The 16,333-nt window shown below is 66.6% G+C and carries 12 protein-coding genes, 1 pseudogene and 1 riboswitch; of the genes and pseudogenes, 5 read left to right on the top strand and 8 right to left on the bottom strand.

Features of this window, described 5'->3' with window-relative positions; genetic code table 11:
* Positions 1 to 51: 51 nt before the first annotated feature.
* The 8 genes from AC3A3G_RS05070 to AC3A3G_RS05105 all read right to left on the bottom strand — a co-directional run bounded on the left by AC3A3G_RS05070 (position 52) and on the right by AC3A3G_RS05105 (position 11,081).
* Positions 52 to 693 carry a methyltransferase family protein gene (locus AC3A3G_RS05070; RefSeq protein WP_436357888.1) on the bottom strand — a complete coding sequence of 214 codons (642 nt, stop codon included), beginning with the start codon at positions 691 to 693 and terminating at the stop codon, positions 52 to 54.
* Positions 690 to 1,274 (bottom strand): cation efflux transmembrane domain-containing protein, encoded by a 585-nt coding sequence (locus AC3A3G_RS05075; RefSeq protein ID WP_436357889.1) that lies wholly within the window; start codon positions 1,272 to 1,274, stop codon positions 690 to 692. Before AC3A3G_RS05075 ends, AC3A3G_RS05070 begins: the two co-directional genes overlap by 4 nt.
* On the bottom strand, positions 1,274 to 4,495 hold the full coding sequence (locus tag AC3A3G_RS05080; RefSeq protein WP_436357890.1) for an efflux RND transporter permease subunit: 3,222 nt from the start codon (positions 4,493 to 4,495) through the stop codon (positions 1,274 to 1,276). Before AC3A3G_RS05080 ends, AC3A3G_RS05075 begins: the two co-directional genes overlap by 1 nt.
* A 12-nt stretch (positions 4,496 to 4,507) precedes the next feature.
* Positions 4,508 to 5,710: an efflux RND transporter periplasmic adaptor subunit gene (locus AC3A3G_RS05085; RefSeq protein ID WP_396490293.1), complete on the bottom strand. Its 1,203-nt coding sequence runs from the start codon at positions 5,708 to 5,710 to the stop codon at positions 4,508 to 4,510.
* Positions 5,710 to 6,963 (bottom strand): TolC family protein, encoded by a 1,254-nt coding sequence (locus AC3A3G_RS05090; RefSeq protein ID WP_184273051.1) that lies wholly within the window; start codon positions 6,961 to 6,963, stop codon positions 5,710 to 5,712. Before AC3A3G_RS05090 ends, AC3A3G_RS05085 begins: the two co-directional genes overlap by 1 nt.
* A gap of 56 nt (positions 6,964 to 7,019) precedes the next feature.
* Entirely contained in the window at positions 7,020 to 7,349 is a 330-nt protein-coding gene (locus AC3A3G_RS05095; RefSeq protein ID WP_184273054.1) for a hypothetical protein, read from the bottom strand.
* 1,015 nt (positions 7,350 to 8,364) lie between these two features.
* The gene (gene crcB, locus AC3A3G_RS05100; protein WP_396490296.1) at positions 8,365 to 8,757 is read right to left on the bottom strand and encodes a fluoride efflux transporter CrcB; all 393 of its coding nucleotides are present in this window, start codon (positions 8,755 to 8,757) and stop codon (positions 8,365 to 8,367) included.
* A gap of 91 nt (positions 8,758 to 8,848) precedes the next feature.
* A riboswitch (Fluoride riboswitch) is annotated at positions 8,849 to 8,909 on the bottom strand.
* Between the two features lie 1,020 nt (positions 8,910 to 9,929).
* Complete coding sequence (locus AC3A3G_RS05105) at positions 9,930 to 11,081, bottom strand: metallophosphoesterase (RefSeq protein WP_313425379.1); 1,152 nt, start codon at positions 11,079 to 11,081, stop codon at positions 9,930 to 9,932.
* An 87-nt stretch (positions 11,082 to 11,168) separates the two neighbouring features.
* Here AC3A3G_RS05105 and AC3A3G_RS05110 point away from each other — a divergent pair, with 87 nt between their 5' ends.
* From AC3A3G_RS05110 to AC3A3G_RS05130, 5 genes and pseudogenes are all read left to right on the top strand, one after another.
* Positions 11,169 to 11,786, top strand: a complete 618-nt coding sequence (locus AC3A3G_RS05110) for an RNA polymerase sigma factor (protein ID WP_184273061.1) — start codon at positions 11,169 to 11,171, stop codon at positions 11,784 to 11,786.
* The gene (locus AC3A3G_RS05115; protein WP_184273065.1) at positions 11,786 to 12,793 is read left to right on the top strand and encodes a FecR family protein; all 1,008 of its coding nucleotides are present in this window, start codon (positions 11,786 to 11,788) and stop codon (positions 12,791 to 12,793) included. The genes AC3A3G_RS05110 and AC3A3G_RS05115 overlap by 1 nt, the downstream gene beginning before the upstream one ends.
* Positions 12,794 to 12,887: 94 nt before the next feature.
* Positions 12,888 to 15,401 carry a TonB-dependent receptor gene (locus AC3A3G_RS05120; RefSeq protein ID WP_436357891.1) on the top strand — a complete coding sequence of 838 codons (2,514 nt, stop codon included), beginning with the start codon at positions 12,888 to 12,890 and terminating at the stop codon, positions 15,399 to 15,401.
* Between the two features lie 195 nt (positions 15,402 to 15,596).
* Positions 15,597 to 15,959, top strand: coding sequence for a periplasmic heavy metal sensor (locus tag AC3A3G_RS05125; protein ID WP_248118031.1), 363 nt, complete (start codon positions 15,597 to 15,599; stop codon positions 15,957 to 15,959).
* A gap of 210 nt (positions 15,960 to 16,169) precedes the next feature.
* Positions 16,170 to 16,268 (top strand): annotated as a pseudogene (locus AC3A3G_RS05130) (hypothetical protein); the annotation flags it as partial.
* Between the last annotated feature and the right edge of the window lie 65 nt (positions 16,269 to 16,333).

A 16,333-nucleotide genomic window follows, 5' to 3' on the forward strand; every position in this document is an offset into this window, starting at 1 on the left:
CAAGAAGAGCGGCGAGAGAGGTCACAAGACGCTGGCGATCCATGCTTCGCCTTAGGGAAGTTGGAAGATGACGCTGAACCAGCCGAACTGTTGGAGGCCCTCCAGAAGTTCAAACAGGGGCAGGGCCAGGAGAAAGACGAGGCCGTCTCTCAGGGTGCGAAGGAAGAAGGCGGGGCGGACCGTAAGTTCCGCCTCATCGCGCCACAGTCGGAGATCCGGAAGGAAACGCGGCGTCCGGAGGCGGTAACGTTCATAGGTCGCGCCGAAGGCGCCGGCGAGGAAGCGCTCCTCCCTTTCGACGACCGCCCGGAAGACCCCCCAGCAGGCCAGGGCGAACACCAGGCCGATGGTCAGGCTGCCTGACATGGCGCCGACGCCGAAGGCGCCGATGAAGCTGAAGACGTAGAGCGGATTGCGGCAGAGGGAATAGGGGCCGTTGGAGACGATTTCCTGTTTCTTGCGCCCCCCAATGTAGAGGGAGCACCAGGCGCGGCCGAAGATGCAGATCATGATGGCGATGAGGCCGAGATGTTCGACGGGGTGTTCAAATTCGGGGCGGGCCTTGACCAGCGGCGTCCAGGCCAGGAGGGCGAAAAGGCCCGCCAGGATGAAGAGCTTGCGCCATTTCTGGACGCCCTGGATGTCGATAGGGACGGCGGAGCCTTCACGCCCGTGCTGTTTGGGAGGATTCACGAGATTGTTCCTTCAACGGCGACGCTGCTCGCGTCGCGGAGGATGTCCATTCCGCCTTTGAAGGCGAGGCCTGCCGCTCGATTTGGCCAGGCCTGACTCAGGGCCGTGACCAGTCCGCCGGCGACGAGCATGCCGCCGTTCGAGGCGAAGTCATTGACGCTGAAGGTCTGCGCCGCCTCCAGGTTGACGTCGTCGCCGTCCTGACGCTTGAGCAGGACAAGGCAGATCAGGTTCACGACCGCCGATATGACGGCGAGACCCATCATGGTCCAGCCGACCGGTTCGGTCCCTACGATCCAGCGCCGTCCTACGGCCAGCAGGACGCCGGCGGCGAAGATCAACAGCATGATCCCCGACAGCCGGGCGGCGCAGGTCTTCCAAAACATCGTCCGGCCGATGGCCAGGATGCTTATCATATAAACCGCGGCGTTGGAGCCGTTGTCGAGCGGGTTGGCGAGGAGGGCGCTGGAGTCGGCGAACAGGCCGCCGACTCCGAGACCCACGAACAGGAGGACGTTGAGCGCCAGAACGACGACAAGCGTGCGACGTTGAAGCGTATCCTGTTCCCGGGATCCGCCCATCAGTCCTCGATCCCTTCCGCCTTGCGATGTTTGACGGCCTTGGCCGCGAAGGTCGGCAGCACCAGCAGCGTCAAGGCCGTGGCCGTCAGAAGACCGCCGATGACCACGGTGGCCAGAGGCTTCTGCACCTCGGCCCCGGCTCCGTGCGCCAGCGCCATTGGGATGAAGCCGACGATGGCCACCAGGGCCGTCGTCAGCACCGCCCGCAGGCGGCTGAAGGCGCCGAAGAGGGCGGCGTCGTGCGGGTTCTGACCCGCCTGCAGCCGCTCGCGAATGGCCTGCATCAGGACCAGACCGTTAAGGGTCGCGACGCCGGACACAGCGATGAAGCCGACCGCCGCCGAGACCGAGAAAGGCATGCCCCTGAGCAACAGGGCCAGCGCCCCGCCGACCAGGGCCAGGGGAACACAGGCGAAGACCAGTCCCGCCTCAGCGAAGGAGCCCAGCGCCATGAACAGCAGGATGCCGATCAGGACGAAAACCACCGGGATGACCAGGCCGAGCCGCTGTTCGGCTCGCTTCAGGTTCTCGAACTGCCCGCCCCATTTGAGCGAATAGCCGGTCGGCAGCTTGACCTGGGCGCCGACCCTGTCCTGGGCGTCCCCGACAAAGCCGCCCAGATCGCGGCCGCGGACGTTGGCCTGGACCACCATGCGGCGACTGCCGTCGTTGCGGCTGATCTGGTTCTGGCCCTCGGCCACCTGGATGCGGGCGATCGAAGACAGGGGCACCGTCAGACCGGTCGCCGTGGTGACGGGCAGGGCGGCGAGGGCGGCGGGGTTGTTCCGCTGCGTATCGTCAAGACGGACCACGACGTCGAAACGACGGTCCCCCTCGAAGATTTGTCCTGCCTCGGCGCCGCCGATCGCGGCCGAGACCGCTTCCGACACGTCTGCAGCCGCTAGGCCGTAGTTGGCGGCGGCGAAGCGGTCGACGCTGACCGTCAGGGTCGGCAGGCCGGACGCCTGCTCCACCCGCACGTCGGCCGAGCCAGGCGTGTCGCGCAGGGCGTTGGCCACCTGATCCGCCGTCTTCTGAAGCTGGGCGAAGTCGTCGCCATAGACCATGACCGCCAGATCGGTGCGAACGCCTGAGATCAGCTCGTTGAAGCGCAGTTCGATCGGCTGGCTGAACTCGAAAGCGTTGCCCAACTGGGTCGAGGCGGCCTTCTCTATGCGGGCGATCAGCTCTTCCTTCGGCAAGCGCGGATCGGGCCATTCCTTGCGCTTCTTCAGCACGATGACGGCGTCGGAGATGTTCGGCGGCATGGGGTCCACCGCCGCCTCGGCCGTGCCGGTGCGCGAGAAGACGGTCTTCACCTCGGGCTGGGCCTTGATGGCTCGCTCCAGCGCCATCTGCATGGCGAGGGATTGCTCCAGCGAGGCCGAGGGCACGCGCAGCGCCTGCATGGCGATGTCGCCTTCGTCCAGCGTCGGGATGAACTCGCGTCCCAGCAGGGTGAAGGCCAGGGCGCCGATCAGCAGGGCGCCGAAGGCCGAGCACAGCACCGTCTTCGGATGCGCGACGGCGGCGCGGATGGCCGGTTCGATCCAGCGGCGCGCATGGCGCAGCAGGAAGGTCTCATGCTCTTCCGCCTCGCCGTTCTCATCGACATGGACGGTCTTGGGCTCCTTGACCAGCAGGGCGGTCATGGCCGGGACGAAGGTGAAGGAGAAGATGAAGGCGCCGACCAGGGCCAGCATGACTGTGGCGCCCATGGGGATGAAGGTCTTGCCCTCGACCCCTTCCAGCATCAGCAGGGGGGTGAAGACCAGCAGGATGATCAGCTGGCCGAAGGCGGCGGGCTTGACCATCTGGCGCGCGGCGTTGGCGGCGACGCCCAGACGTTCGTGGCGGGTCAGGGCGCGGCCCACATCCGCTCGGCGCTGGCTGAGCATGAGCAGGGTGTTCTCGACCACCACCACGGCGCCGTCGACCAGAAGGCCGAAGTCCAGGGCGCCGAGGCTCATCAGGTTCCCGCTGATGCCGAAGCGGTTCATGCCGATGACCGCGAACAGGAAGCTGATCGGGATCATCAGGGCCGTGATCGTCGCCGCGCGGATGTTCCCCAGCAGCAGGAACAGCACGACGATGACCAGCAGGGCGCCTTCGGTCAGGTTCTTGGCCACCGTCTTGATGGTGGAGTTGACCAGGGCGCTGCGGTTCAGCACCGGCTCGGCCACGATGTCGGGCGGCAGGCTGGCGCTGATCTGCTCCAGCCGCTCGGCGGCGGCCTGAGCCACGGTGCGGCTGTTCTCGCCCGCAAGCATCAGGGCCGTACCGATGACCGCTTCATGGCCGTCGCGGCTGGCCCCGCCCAGACGCGGCGCCTGGCCGATTTCGACCACCGCCACGTCGGCGACGCGCACGACCAGGCCGTTGCGATTGACCACGGGCGCCTGGGCCAGATCCTCGACCGTCTGGGCCAGGGCGTCTGTACGCACGGTCAGGGCCTCGCCGGCCCGCTGCACGTATCCGGCGCCCGCCTGGGTGTTGGCGCGATCCAGGGCCTGGATTAGGTCGCCCAAGCCCAAGCCATAGCCGGCAAGCCGCGCCGGATCAGGGCGGACGGCGTACTCCTTCACATAGCCGCCGTTGACGTCGACGCCCGCCAGACCGGGCGCGGTCCGCATCCGGGGCGCGATGATCCAGTCCTGCACGGTGCGCAGATAGGTGGCGCGCGCCTGGGGCGTGTCGAGCCGCTCGCCTTCAGGCGTCAGATAGGCGCCGTCGGGTTGCCAGCCGGGGCGGCCCGCCCGCGCCGTCTTGGCGTCGAAGGGCTTGAGGTCGACCGTCCACATCAGGACTTCGCCCAGACCGGTGGTGATGGGCGACAGGGCCGGTTCGACGCCCTCGGGCAGGTTCTCGCGCGCCTGAGCCATCCGCTCGGCCACCTGCTGGCGGGCGAAGTAGATGTCGGTGGCGTCGCTGAAGATGACGGTGACCTGGCTGAAGCCGTTGCGGGTCAGGGAGCGGGTGCTCTGTATCCCCGGAATGCCCGCCATCGCCGTTTCCAGCGGGTAGGTGACCTGACGCTCCATCTGTTCGGGGGCCAGGGCCGGGGCCACGGTGTTGATCTGCACCTGCCGGTTGGTGATGTCCGGCACGGCGTCGATCGGCAGCTTGGTCAGTTGGAACAGGCCCCAGGCCGCGACCAGGGTCGTGGCGAGAACGATGAACCAGCGGAAGCGGACGGACGCCTCGATGATCGCTTTGAACATGATCGTCCTCCCTTAGTGGCCGTGCTCGGCTTCGCCCTTGGCCAGTTCGGCCTTGAGCAGGAAGGCGTTGGCCGCCGCGACGCGTTCGGTTCCGGTCAGGCCGCGCAGGATCTCGGTGGAGCCGCCGGCCTGACGTCCGGCCAGCACGGGCTGAGCGCGGAAACCGTGATCATTTCGGACGAAAACCACTGTGGTGCCGTCGACCGTCTGCACTGCTTCGGACGGCACGGTCAGGGCGCCGCCGGAAGGATTTCCGGTGACGACAGCGCCGGTGACGGGCGAACCCGCCGGCGGCAGGCCGCCGCCGTCCGGACGGGCGCGGATCACGGTCGCGCCGCTGTCCTGCAGGCCGGCGTCGGCCGCAACCCCGACCACCAGGGCGTCGAACTCGCCCTGAGGGCCGGTAACGCGCATGCGCGAGCCGACGCGGACCTGGGCCGCCAGTTGCGGCGGTGCGTTGAAGACCAGCTCGACGCGGGCCGGATTTGTCACCTCGGCGACCACGCCGCCCTGGGCGACGAAGCCGCCCGGGCCGACCTGGACATTGGTGACGACGCCCGAGATGGGACTGACGACGCTCATTCGTCCCGAGGCGTTGGGCGAACCGGCCGCCGTCGCGCGCGCCCGCGCGGCGCGGGCCATGGCCTCGGCGCTGGCGGCCTGGGCCTGGGAGGCCTCGACCTCCTGACGGGCGACGACGCCCTGGTCGGCGAGGTTGCGGTTGCGCTGGAAGGCCTGACGAGCCGCCGTCGCCGCCGCCGAGGCGGCGTCGATATCGGCGCGCAAGGCGGCGCCTTCGCCGCTGACGAGGCTGATCAGGGGTTGGCCCGCACGGACCGTCTGGCCCGGCGCCACCAGCACCCGCTCGACCGTGCCGCCGACCATGGCGCCGACGGCGGCCCGGGCGTCTGTCATGGCCTCGACCCGGCCGGACAGACGGGTTTCTCCGCCCCCGCCGCGCGAGACGGCGACGATCGAGATGCCGGCCGCCTTGAGCTGTTCGGCGCTGAGCTCGACGACGCCCTCGGGGGTCTCGCCTTCGTCGGCGTGGCCCGCTTCGCCCTCGGCCTGGTCAGCGGCCTTCGCCGGAGCGGCCTCTTCCGCCGGCGTCGCAGATGGTTTCTGCAGGGCCATATAGAGGCCCCCGCCGCCCAGAATGACCAGGGCGGCGACACCGCCGATCAGCAGGGTCTTGTTGGATGTCTTGGAGCGCATCAGGAGTTTCCTTGGAACGGGGCGCGGCCTTCCAGGCGCGCCAGATCGATTTCGGCGCGGACGCGCGATAGGCGAGCGTCGACGGCGGCGGCGCGAGCGTTGATCAGGGCGGTGCGGCTGACCCGCAGTTCGAGTTGGGAGATGCGCCCGGCATCGGCGCCGAGTCGCGACAGGCGATAGGCCTCCTCGGCCGCCTTCACTCCTGCATCGGCCGCCGAGACGCGGCTGCCGGAGGAGGCAAGGCGGGCCATCGCGGCTGATCGGTCTGCATGGGCGTCCTGCCGCGCCTGGAGAACGCGGGCCTCCGCTGCGCGGAACTCAGCCTGGGCCGCATCAATATTGCCACGGTTCCTGTTGAACAGGGGCAGGGGCAGGCTGAGACCGACGGTCAGGGCGGTCTCGTCCTCCAAGCCGTACCGTGTCACGCCGACGCTGGCGGTGACGTCTGGACGGCCGTCGATGCGCTCGACCTGGATGCGGCGCTCGGCGGCCGTGGCCTCCGATTCAGCCACCCGAACCGTCGGGGCGCTGTCGACCGGCGTCGGTTGGACGCTGACCGCGGCGTCGAGCAGGCTGGCGTCGATCGAGGTGGCCGGAGCGGGCAGCATGGCGACAGCAGTCAGGCGGGCGAGGGCGGCCTGGCGTTCGGCCAGGGCTTCGTCCAGACTGGCCCGGGCGGCGGCGGCTTCGCTCTCGGCCTGGACCCCCCGCAGGAGAGGCTCGCGCCCTTCCTCGACCAAAGCCAGGGCGGCGCGAGCGTCCGCCAGGGCCAGGGAAAGGCCTTCCTCGGCCAATTGGGTTCGGCGCTGGGCCGCCTCGGCCTCAGCATAGGTCAGGGCTAGGCGGCCGCCGGCGTCAATGAGGGCTAGGTCGCGCCGAAGAGCCGCTGATCCTGCCTCGGCCCGGGCGACGTTCACCCGCGCGGGCCTGCGCCCCCACAGCTCGAGATCCTGACTGAATGAGAGGCCTAGATCAGCTGCGCCGAAACCAGAATAGGGACCCGAGCCGCCGACATTCTCGGCGGTGAGGGAAAGATTGGGATTGGGGCGAACGCGGGCCTGTCGAACACGGGCTTCGGCGGCGTCGACCAAGGCGAACGCTTCGGATGCGGCCGGCGTCTGGTCCAGGCGGGCCAGGAGTTCGGCGTAGGAGGGTGCAGGCTCGGCCCAGGTCGGCCCGGCCGCAAGGGAGGCGAGCACGACCAGCGCGCAGCCGGTCGCGAGGCGCGGCCGACGACGAATTGTCGGAGACATGTTTGAATTTCCAGAATTAATTCAGAAGGAGGGCGCGCGATGGCGCAGGCTTCTGATCAGGCTCTGGGGGGGCGCTTGAGACCGTTGGGGGCGAAGGACACGGTCGTGTCATCGCCGGGGATGACACGCGGCGACGCCGCATGGGGCGCCGTCACATCGATTTCGGGGATGGCATGACGCTCGCTGGCCGTATGGTGGCAATGGCCGTGGGCGCAGGCCCCAGATTCGACGCCCTCGCCGCCATGCGTATCGCTGGGATGAGGATTGAGCACCTGCTCGAGAGCGGGGATCTCGGGGGTGCAGGCTGCGGCGTCGGTCGCCGGAATCACGGCGAAAACGGCGATGACCAGGGTCAGCGCCGCAAAAATTCTCGCCAATCTGATCATCGACCAAGGCATCAAAGCCTAGCTAATAACGTCAAACGCCAATGGCAATCTGTTATAAGGTTCGCCCTGAAACGCAGAGCGCCGTCTAAAGACACAGCACGTTGCTTGCTGCAGCGGCGTCGCGCCCGGCTATAGCGCGGCCTTATCCTTCTTCTCATTGGTTTTGCGATGTTTTGTCACCGCGGGTCTGGGCGTCGGGTCTGTTCCGGATCATGAGGGCCGATCCGTAGTCCCGGGGATCGCGCGAGACATAGGCCGTCGCCGACGTACCGGAGTGATCCTGAGAAGACGGGCCGCCCAGGGCGAGCAGCGCCGCCTCCCAGGGGCGGTCAGGACTGTAGCAGGGGCAAATAGGATACAGCCCAGAAACAGACAGGCGGGGACCAGGAACCCGATCATGACTGGAGGGTGATCTGATCTGCTCCGAGCGCCGGCCGTGGGACGTCGATCGAGAGAGCAAGGGCGGTAGCGGGCGCCTTAGCGAATATGCCAGCCTTGAACGGGTGGCCGAACTGGCCGCGTTCATCGCCGAGCATGGCGCGCTTGGCGCGGAATTGCTCGACTACTATTGCGGCGACGTGGACGAGGGCGTGATCGCCCGCCTTGAAAACCAAAGCATTCGACCAGAACGCGCGCCGCTTCCCATCACCGATACGGCTACAAATCGCATTTCCATCCCTGCGGCGCCGTCGAGGCCAACGGCGGCGATCTGTAGCGCAGATCGTCGCATGGCTGGACGAGAAGGCGACAAAGCCAGAGTGGCGACGCCATGTCGAAGCCACCCGACAAGGCGAATTATTCTGAACGGAAGAGGCCACGTTACCACGCGGTCCTTTCCGTTTCCGCCCCAAAACCTCGGAGCCCCTCCCGATAAGATGGGATAGGAAAGATAAGAATGTCACTGGCGCGCAAGCGCGCCAGTGGTTTAAGAAACCGCCAAAACGCCAATATTGGCTATGCGTTTTGGCTAATCTGTAAACTGGTTCTGGCGGGGAGCCGCTATTTGCACCCTTGCCTACAAGGCATCACTGATGCCTAGCAAGTGTCTGCCAAGGTACAGCGCAACAAACAGAGCGCCTATGCCTAGCACCACCGAACCAGACACATAGAGGAATGCTTGCAAAACATGCCCACGTTCCCACAGGAGCGCCGCCTCAAGCGAGAATGTCGAGAACGTGGTGAAACCGCCTACGACGCCAGTAGTCAGAAACAGTCGCCACTGCTGGCTCATTCCGAACTTGAATGCGAACAGCTCAACCAACAGCCCCATGACGAATGAGCCGAGGACGTTAATCGCCATCGTACCGAACGGAAACTCCTCGCCCCATGTTTTTGCGGCCAGGAGATTGACGCCGTGGCGCATCGCGCCTCCGATACCCGATCCTAGAAAAACAATCAAAAATCCCATTTTGCCTCCATTGTGTTGTGAGGCGCGCGGGTTTCGCTCAATGGGTGGGAAAGGTCATATGCTCCCGCCATTGCGCGGCCAAGCGGCCTCTCGCATAGCAGGAGCTATCAGCCTTGCGGCGGTTATCGGGGAGCTCCATCCCCATCAACACTGATTATACGCCCAAAAGGATACGCAAGCTATCCCTTAAAGAGCCGCGTGAGCACGCCGCCCTTGCTGTCTCCATCCCAAAATCCCGAAGCCTCACCAAATCAAAGTGAAATCGTGGCGAAAGGCGGCGCAGACGCGCTAGACATCGGTATCGAACGCGCCTGCCCGTCAGATCAGGCAGCGCCAAAGCTCGGTTCGTTTAGCGCTAAGATTAGCACATTAGTGCAAAGCTCCCTGAAAATCGGTGAAAATACAGTGCCTTGGGCTAGTCGCTATCTGAGTCAAAATCAGAGACGGCTTGAAAGCGGGCGGATCGCTCGGATCGCCGGACCCGGGCGCTCGTGAGGTGGTCAAGACGGGAGCGCATGACGAATTGAGATCAAGGCGCTTCGTAATCGTGTGCTATGCTGGGGCTTTGAACACTACGCGCGTCTTCGACCCGGGACGCCGACTTTGGCGTCGGGACAACAGGTCAGCCTTGATATCGGTAAAGAGGGCCTCGCCCAGTTGGCCCCGACCCTGGCTAGAGGCTTTGATCGGGGCTGAGGGCAAACACCTGAAGGCGCAACGGCGCTGCCAAGGCAGGCTTATGGACGCCCATCCCAATCCATCCCCGGGAGGATGGAAACGGCTGCCAGATCGATGACGGCCCGACCTTTACGAGCTTTGTCCGCGGGGGGACCGGTGCATTGGAAGAAGAGTTCGATAGCGCGACCGCAAAACTCGCAATGACCGTCACAACAGTCTCGCATCAGGAGCGCCACCAGATCAGACAGGGCGGGGAAGACGGCGTTGTGAATTATTGATCGGCCGTTCCGGCGGCTGGCGATGAGGCCTGCCGCCTCCAAACGGCAGAGATGGAAGGAAACGCGCGAAGCCGGAGCATTGCCCATGCGCCTCGCCCCTTCCTTGAGATAGTTCAGGTCATGCCTCATGTATCAGGCGAGAACTGATGGTGGCGGCCTGATGCAAAACCGCCTGCCGGCCTGAATGGGAGGGGGGGAAGACCCTGCAATCGGGGACTACAGCTGCGGCGGGAAGGGCAGTTCGAACTCGGACCGTTCGGGCGCGACGCCGAAGGTGGCTTCGCCGTCACGGCCAGCGTACCGCCCCAGTAAGGTCGAGTAGGTGTAGAAGCGGATTTTCCGGGTGTCGGTGTCGAACGCCATGAACCTCAGCCAGCCCGCGCCTCCGTTGGCCGAACCCGCCGTACCGTCCGGCCCGACAGTATTGCCCTGGTAGTCCTGGATCAGCTGATAGACCGGATGCCCGGCGTCGTTGAGGTCGATCCGAAGGTTCTCGCCATTGGACACGCCGTCCACCGGGCGGGTGTAGTTGTGTCCGCTCAGGACCATGAAGATCATGGCGTTCTTGCGAATGAAACGATCCCAGACCTGGTCGGGGCCGAGGTTGTCGGCGCCCGGGAAATAGCTGTCGTAGCCGTTTGATCGCTCCTGCGCGTCAGGGCGCAGCCATTCGTGGGTGGTGATCATGACGGGAAGGCCGGGATGGGCGTCGATCACGCCCTGGGCCCAGGCCAGCGCGGATTGCGGGGGCTCCATCTCCAGCGACAGGTGCAGGTACGTCCGTCCGCCGCCGTTGAAGGTCTGATAGCTGTTCAGTCCATTTTCCGACGCGCCTCCGTACCAGGCCTTGCCGGCGAAATGGCGCGAGGTCGGTCCGAAATAGAGGCTCCATGTGCGGCCGCCAGCCAGCGGCTTGGAGGCGCCGGGGCCATCCTGGGTCCACCAGGAATAGTTGTCGTAATCGTGGTTGCCCGGAACCATGCCGAACGGCAGGCCGCTGCGGCTGAGGATCGAGATGGCGCGGTTGGCGATGTCCCATTCCTCGCGCGTGTCGAAGAACTGGTATTCACCCTCGGCGTCGGGGATCGCCCGACGGAACTGCCCGTCGCCATGCTGGACGATGTCGCCGACGAAGGTGACGAAGGCCAGGTTCTTGTCCTGCCGCGTATCGACCAGATAGCGCATCTGCTGGTCAAAGGTATCGGCGCCGCGTGGTTGCGGCAGGGTGATGTCGGCATAGTTCTGGGTGTCTGAAACGACGGCGACGGTGAAGATCTCGGACCTGGCCGGAACTGCAGGCGCAAGCAGCGCCCCGCCCAGCGACAAGGCGAGAGCCACGCTCGCGCCGATCCGTTTGAACATGTCCATGAGTCTGCCCCGAGCCTACGTGTTCGGACGCCCATAGCGATGCTGTGTGACGTTTTTCCTCCGGACGTCCGGAGCGTCGCAACTGATATGGATTTGTCGTGCAACCGACATCAGGCGGTGACGCTTGAGCGTCATCAGCCGCCTGTGAACCAGCAGACAGATACATTGATCGGCGCGGATATTCCGTCGTCAGGCCTTGCGTCCGAGGACGGATTCGGGGGGCTGACACGCAGGCTTCGCGGACCGCTGTTTCACTTCTTCCTGCGCCGGTCCGGGTCGCCGGCCGACGCCGAGGAAATGGTGCAGGACCTGTTCGTCCGGTTGTTGCGCCGCGCCGATCTGCTCAGCCTTGAAAACGTCGACGGCTATGTGTTCGAGGCGGCGGCCAACATGGTGCGGGACCGGGGACGCTATGAACAGGCCCGGGGGCAGGGACGGCATGTCGGGATCGACGACCTGGTCGCGCAGAGCGAGGCGCCCGGCGCCGAGCAGATCGTCGCGGGGAAGCAGCGGCTGAAAAGAATGCTGGCGGCTCTGAACGCCCTGCCGCCTCGCGCGCGCCAGGTGGTGATCCTGCGGCGGTTCGAGAACCTGACCTACCTGCAGATCGCGAGGCGGTTGGGCATATCCGTGAGCGCGGTCGAGAAGCATATGGCGCGCGCGATGGCGGCCTTGCGGCTGGATCTGGTCGAGGGGGATCGCTGATGTCCTCTCTCCTCCCTGAGCCGAGCAACGACGATCACGCCGACCTGGCCGCCTTCTGGTTCGCGCGGATGAACAGCGGCGATCCGACTCCTATGGAGGATGAGGCCGCGTTCCGACGGTGGTTGAACGAAGACCCCGACAACGCCCGGGCCTATCGCGGCTGCCAGCAGGCCTGGCGCCTGCTGGAGCTGGACGCCGGCGAGGCGCAGATGCTGGCGCTGCGAGCGGCCGCCCTGGGGCCCGGCGCCCGCCGCCTTACGCGACGACGCGCCTTGTTCGGCCTGACCGGCGGGGCCGTTGCGGCGTCATGCGGCGGGGTGTGGGTGATGACGGCGTCGTCGCCGGCCCGGGCGCTGATCTCGACGGAGGCGGGCCAGAGGCTGACCGCGCCGTTGCCGGACGGGTCGGAGGTGACCCTGGCGCCGTCCTCTCGGCTGCGCCTCGACTATGGCGCCGATCGTCGTTCGGCGGTGCTCGAGGCCGGCCAGGCCTACTTCCACATCCTGCCGGACGCCGAGCCCTTCGTCCTGCGCGTCGGCGACCGCCTTGTGACGACCGCACAGGGTCGGTTCCAGGCGACCCATGCGGATCTACGGCCGGAGGTGATCGTCGAGGAAGGGCGGTTGCGGTTGGTGGAAAGAGGCGGCGCAGGCGCGCATCTGTTCCTGACGGCGGGGCAGGGCGGACAGGCGCTGGGTGGCGAACTGCGAGCCGCGCCCGTCGATGTCGAGGCCGCGACGGCCTGGCGGATGGGGCGACTGGTCGTGCGCGATCGGCCGCTTCGCGAGGTGGTCGAGAGCTTCAATCGCTACGCCTCGGAACGACTGACGTTGACGGACGCGGCGGCTGGCGAGGTGCGCATATCCGGCTCCTTCCGTTACGACGGAGGGCAGGAGTTCGTCATGGCTCTGGCGCGCGGGTTCGACCTGTCCGTGCAGAGGACGGCGGACGGGGAATGGCGCATCGGAACGCCCGGGAAATCGTCTGACGCGGCGGCTACGCTTTGATGAAATTTCCACGACGGGGTGGGGGTCTGCAGGGCGCCTTTCGTTTCTGAGGGGGAGCCGCCGACGAGCGGCCGACCAGTTTTCAGGGGCTCCCATGTTCATTTCCAAGCCGCGCGCCGGCGCCTTCAAGCGCATGCTTCTGGCCTGCTCGGCCGTCGCCGCGGTCGCAGCGGCGACGCCGGTTCTGGCCCAGTCGCCGAACGGCGGCGCAGTCGTCTCCTTCGCCATTGAAGGCCAGTCGATGGAGGAGGGGCTGACGACCCTGGCCCGCACCGCCGACGTGCAGGTGCTGTTCGCGCCGGAAGCCGTGCGCGGCCGTCGCGCCAACCGCGTGGTCGGCGTCTTGGCGCCCGCCGAGGCGCTGCGCCGCATGGTGGAGGGTACGGGCCTGATCGTGACGCCGGTCGGGGCGCGCACCTTTTCTGTTGCAGTCGACCGCGCTGACGCCGGAACCGGAGACGTCACGGCCATCGAGGACGTGATCGTCACGGCCCAGAAGCGCGCCCAGCGAATCCAGGACGTGCCGCTGGCCGTCACGGTGCTGGACGGCGACGACGCCCAGCGCCGCGGCATAGACAGCGTGACCGGTTTGGTGGACGAGGTTCCGGGCGTCTCGGTCAACTACGCCTTCGGCGGCACCAACTACGGCCTGATCAGCATTCGAGGCATCGGCGGCGCCGATGACTACAAGCCCAACGGCAACCCCTCGGTCGCCCTTCATGTCGATGGCGTCTACCAGACCTCCAACGCCTATCTGGGCATGCCCCTGTTCGACCTGGACCGGGTCGAGATCCTGAAGGGACCGCAGGGCACCCTTTATGGACGCAACACCACGGCGGGCGTGATCAACGCCATCATCAAGGGGCCGGGCGAGGTGGTCGAGGGCGGCGGACGTCTCGAGATCGGCAGCCATGACTACACCGCCATGGAGGCCGCTGTCGGCGGGCCGCTGAGCGACAAGATCGGCGTGCGTCTGGCCGTCCTGGCCGAGCAGGGCGGGGGCTTCATGACCGGCGTGGGCGCGGGCGATCTGGCCGGCTATCGCCCGGTCATCGGCGGGGTCGTCCAGAGCCAGGTTCCGGCCATCGTCGATCCGGGCCGTCGCGAAGGCTTCGGCGACAAGGACCTGTTCGCCGGCCGGGCCACGGTCGCCTTCGACTTCACGCCGGACACCAACCTGACCGTGAAGCTGTTCGGCAGCCGCGACCGGGGCGACACGCGCCAGTACGACCGCATCTCGGCGGCGCTGGACAGCAACATCGCCAACGCTGGCGAGAACGACGACCCCTACGAGTTCTATTCGTCCGAATATCCGACCCAGAGCATCGACATCTACGGCGTGTCGGCCGCGCTGGCGCATCGGTTTGCTGACAACCTGAACCTGGCCGTGATCGGCAACGTCCAGGGCACGACCCGTTCGGTCCGGGGCAACGGCGACGGTTCGCCCTATCCGGCCTCGCGTTTCGACGCCGACGAGACGCTGAGCCAGGCGTCGCTGGAAATGCGCCTCAGCGACGACACCGGCGGCCGCCTGGACTGGATCGCGGGCGTCTTCTACGTCTCGGACGACATCGACTTCGACACCCACTGGACCAGCTATACGGCCCGGACCAAGTACGACAACCTGCACAAGCAGACCCGCAACAGCTTCGCCGTCTTCGGCCAGGCGGACTATGACCTGACCGACAAGCTGACCCTGTCGGGCGGCCTGCGCTACACGCGAGACGAGGCGACCTTCAGCGGTCGCAACGATGACCTGAACCCCTGGGGCATCTCGACCTTCACCACCACCTTCGCAACGACCAACCCCTTCATCTGGGACCGCGCTTTCGAGGACGACAATGTCTCGGGCCGGGTCACGGCCAGGTACGCCTTCACTCCGAACCTGAACGTCTTCGTCTCGGCGGGGACAGGCTATCGCGGCGGCGGCTTCGACGGCACCTCCATCTTCACCCAGGCCGAGACCCTGCCGTTCGAGTCCGAGACCGTCATCGCCTACGAGACCGGGCTGCGCTGGACGACAGCCCGCCTGCGCCTCTCGCTGGACGCCTTCAGCTACAGGTTCAAGGAGCTGCAGGCGACGACCCGCCTGGCCAACGACACCAATGGTCGCGCCAACGTCGGCGAGGCCGAGAGCAAGGGCGTGGAGTTCGCCGTCAACGCCCTGCTGTTCGAAGGGGCGAACCAGACGCTGGACCTGGATGTGGCGGCGGCCTTCCTGGACACCGAGATCATCTCCTTCAGCTCGGCGCGCGTGGCCGAGGTGCTGTCGACGGTCGGGGATCCCCTCCCGGGCGCGCCGGACGTGACGGCCACCGCCTCGCTGAACCACGGGCTGATGCTGGCCAACGGCTGGCGCCTGGACACACGGCTGTCGGTTTCGCACCACGGCGAGGAAAGCAACCGCCTGAACGCCGCGCCGGGCAATACGGCTGAGGCCTACACCCTGCTGAACGCACGGGTGGAACTGGAGAGCGCGGCCAACTGGGCGGTCTACGCCTATGGCCGCAACATCACCGACGAGGTCTACTTCCCGGAGCTGAACGGCGCGTCGCGGCTGGTCGGCGCCCCGGCGACCTATGGCGTGGGGCTGCGCTACAGCTTCTGAGGGTCCAATTGCGCCGTCGCTCTCACGTCAAGGCGACGGCGCATGCCGGGGGATGACCGAACAGTTCATATTGCTGCATTCTCGCTCGCGCGGCTGGAGGGTCGGTGATGTCGATGGGATGGAAGTCGGTCGCCGGCACCGTCGCTCTAGCGCTGATCGCCATGGCGCGGGGGGGCGTGGGGCGGGGGCGCCTGGGTGCAGAAACGCGATGCGCCGCCCTCGCTGCATGCCATCGTTTACCGCGATCTGGCGCTTGACGCCGATCAAGGCGTCCGTATCGAGGCTATTGAGGCGCGCTTCGCGCCCCGGCGGATCGCACTCGAGGCCCGCGTCCAGGCCGCGAATCGAGAATTGGCCGCCGCCATTTCCGCCAGCGACGGGGATGTGAGCGTCGTGCGGCCCGCCGTCGATCACTTCCATGACGCCATAGGGGAGCTTCAGCAGGCGACCATCACGCACATTTCCGAAATGAGAATGGTGAGACGCCGGTTCAGGCGGATCGGTTCGACGGGAAGCTGGTTGTCGCGATTCTCGCCGAGGGCGCATGAGCGTCGGTGACCCATAAGAGCCTTGAAGCCCGCGCCGCCCGCCGGCGCCGCTCGACAGCGCCGAGGCGTTGAGGGTGGGGAGGGCGCGCCTGCGCCTGATGACAGTCTCGCGACGCGGGAACTGCTCTCGGCCCTTGACCGTTCAGTCGTGGCCCTGCCTCCGAAATTGAAGGAGCCGCTGCTGCTGACGGCTATGGACGGCCTGAGTTAGGCGCAGGCCGCCGCGATTCTGGGCGTCTCGATCAAGACCGTCGAGACGCGCGTGGCCAGGGCGCGTCGCAGTCTTGCGGCCAGTCTGTCCAGGCTTCGGGACGTCTGAGGCGGACTTGGCCATCCGTCACGCCGGAATGGCGGTGCGGCGAAGGGTGCGGCGCCCTGTCGCGA

Source organism: Brevundimonas sp. Soil_N_31 (assembly GCF_057655995.1).